The 2761-nt window shown below is 36.0% G+C and carries 3 protein-coding genes; 2 read left to right on the top strand and 1 reads right to left on the bottom strand.

Annotation, left to right across the window (positions count from 1 at the left end; translation table 11 throughout):
• On the top strand, positions 1-124 hold a 124-nt coding region (locus BXY_RS23725), incomplete at its 5' end, for a DUF6125 family protein (RefSeq protein WP_008015739.1).
• Here BXY_RS23725 and BXY_RS09230 read toward each other — a convergent pair.
• A complete protein-coding gene (locus BXY_RS09230; protein ID WP_008642664.1) occupies positions 116-1288 on the bottom strand; it encodes an immunoglobulin-like domain-containing protein in 1173 nt (390 codons plus the stop codon). The two genes, BXY_RS23725 and BXY_RS09230, sit on opposite strands and share 9 nt — an antisense overlap.
• Before the next feature lie 278 nt (positions 1289-1566).
• Here BXY_RS09230 and BXY_RS09225 point away from each other — a divergent pair, with 278 nt between their 5' ends.
• Positions 1567-1911 carry a hypothetical protein gene (locus BXY_RS09225; protein ID WP_008015740.1) on the top strand — a complete coding sequence of 115 codons (345 nt, stop codon included), beginning with the start codon at positions 1567-1569 and terminating at the stop codon, positions 1909-1911.
• The last annotated feature ends 850 nt before the right edge of the window (positions 1912-2761 follow it).

Here is a 2761-nt window from a genome sequence, read left to right as displayed (position 1 = left end):
GAAATTCGGGTATGATGGATTTGCACGCGTCATCGACGAAAGAATCGTTACTGAAATGATTAGCTGTTATCCGAATGTTACTGATCCGGAGTGTGCTTGTTGTTGGAAATTCACATTAAGGTAGTAATTCAAATTCTCCATAAGCCACTTTGGTGCCTCTGTTGAATGATTTGTAGATACGGTATTTCCCTGGATGGTTGGGGGATTCTGATGTATAGAGTTTAATTGTTTGTTGGTGACTCGGGTGCTCCGGTGGGAAAATCCACAGTATATCATTAACGACAGGATCGGTCGGCAATGTTTCCCATTGCCGTTTACTTTTGTTATAGTAAGCAAGGCTGTATTTTTCTCCGCACTCATATTCATAGTGAGAGTGGTTGGTGATGGTTATTTTTACTTCTGTAGTTGATAGCGGATAATGATCGTGTTCTGTTTCTATAGAAAGCGAAGCGGGACTTATGTTCTCTCCAGTCGGAATGTCACGGGGAATAGGTCGCAATGTGACGGAGTTCGTTTGCGATGACTGGTTGGTTTTCTTAGGTAACACTGTATAAAGCCCTTGTTCGTCTTTTATTATCTCATATTTTCCCGATTCCAGCCACGTATTCCAATCCTTAAAAAGGTCGGTGATAAATAGGTATAAATCTTCGGAAATATATATTTCTGTACCTGACTTTAAGTCGCATGCCAACTGACCATTTACGACAGACAGATGTTTCTGGGCTCTTTGTAAGGCTTTCAAATAGACAACCTGATTAAATGCGTAATCTTTATTGAAACCTCGTCCCGTGAATAAATCTATTGCAGCATACGACATCGTCCCTCTTGTCTTCAGGAAAGTAGTGTCGGTTATAGACGTCTTGTAGCTATTAGCTTCTTCCCACATCTTTCTTTTTTCCTGTTCTCTGAATTTCTGTACAATCTCGCTCACTTTATCTTGTTCGCTTGTTTCTCTGTGAGATTTTAGGCTGTCATTATCTTGTAATTCGTCATAAAGAGGTAAAGCAAAAAAAGTGTTATTGTCCTTTTCAAACTGTTCTATGATACATGGGATAATTTTCTTACCCATAGCTTTTAGCTCTTTGAATTGGGGTAAAATGGTGTAAGCACGGGTACTTGAACTTAATTGTGCTTTGGGATTGTTGTGTATTTCTTTTTCCCAGGCATTAAATAAACTGTCAAATTTGGCTATATCCTCTGTTGTCAAAATATCACTTTTTTCTGTATTCTGTTTAATACATCCTGTAGTGATAAAGATAAATGGCAGAATAAAGAAAAGTGTTCTCATCGTTTTAATTATTAATCGGTTTTGTAATAGGTTTGCATAAGGGTATGTCAAGCTTTTGATCTGTTTCCTGCAAATATAGAAATAATATTTTTAAACCGATAAACTGGATGCTGCTGTTTTTTTACCGGATAAGAAAACGTTTATTCGTTTTTCGATGTGATACTAGCTGCCCTTTGATAAATAATGTGAAAAAACAGTTTTAGCCTCATTATCGAATTAACTTTCACCCATTTGTGAGGTCTAACATACATAACTTATTTAATATGAGAATTAAAATGATGAGAAAGCAAATTTTAAGTTTGGCAGTTGCGTTATTGATTGGCTCAACTGTATGTATGGCTCAAAATCGTCAGAATGGAAAGGCTGATAGAGAGAAACGTATGGAACAGATTGTTGCCGATCTGGGCTTGAATGAAAAGCAGGCCAAAGATTTCAAAGCTGCAATGAAAGAAATGAGACCTGCGAAAAATAAATCGAATGAAAGGCCTACGCGGGAAGAAATGCAAAAGAAAAGGCAGGAAATAGATGCTAAAATAAAAAGCATTCTGACCGATGAACAATATAAGAAATACCAGGATATGCGTAAGAAGGATAACGCGAAGAAAAAGAAAAAAGCAAAATAAGTACTATTCGTTTAATCTAAACCTGTCAAACGGAGAATCGTAAAAGATAATCTGTTATGACGCTATACTTATTTTCGGTTCTTTCATAAATAATTTATTTAATCTACATGACCATTTTCGTTCTATTAAAGTTGAATGCAGGCTCCATTTAAATGAGTCTATTTTTCAATTTAAGTAGAACGAAAATTTGTTAGACGATGTTTCGTCTTATATCTATATTCCCTCCACTAAAGCTTTTTCATGCTTTTATCTTTCAATCTTTCACCTTCTGCTGAAACTCCCTGTCTATGGTAGTTGTACGTTGGTGATAGATGTAAAATGATCTGTCACTGATCTGCCATCTTTCACCGTATCTCATTTTATTGCAAATTTATCCTCTGTATCGGCGCATCTCTTGAGTAGCGGTGCTATGCGGACGCCGGACGTTGACAACCGATTTTTGAAGAATATGTTTCAGAAATGACTGCTGGCTCACTCGGTTCTGGTCAAATTCATCCATATTGATGAGTGCGAACCTATTTAGCGACAGTTCGGCATCCCGTTTATTGCTGAAATATGCCGTTATATCTGGTTAACTGTATACCGTTGATTGTTTTTCCAAATATATAATCTTCTCTTTATTGGAATCTTCTTATGTACTATCTCTTGCATTGGCTATTAATAGAAAACTTCCTTTCTTTCTTATGCAAAGTTTCTTTCGTCTAATAGAGAAGTTCCTTTTGGCTGTTTGTAATCTATAAATGAAAGCTTTGATTATATAAATGCAAGTTCTGTTTTTATAAACGAAAGTTTCATTTATAAAAACAGAACTTGCATTTATAGTTTGAATCAGGTGAAGAATAAGTTATCT

Source organism: Bacteroides xylanisolvens XB1A, assembly GCF_000210075.1.
GTDB classification, from domain to species: domain Bacteria; phylum Bacteroidota; class Bacteroidia; order Bacteroidales; family Bacteroidaceae; genus Bacteroides; species Bacteroides xylanisolvens.
Note: the sequence above shows the minus strand (reverse complement) of the source record. Positions and strands in the feature narration are given on the sequence as shown.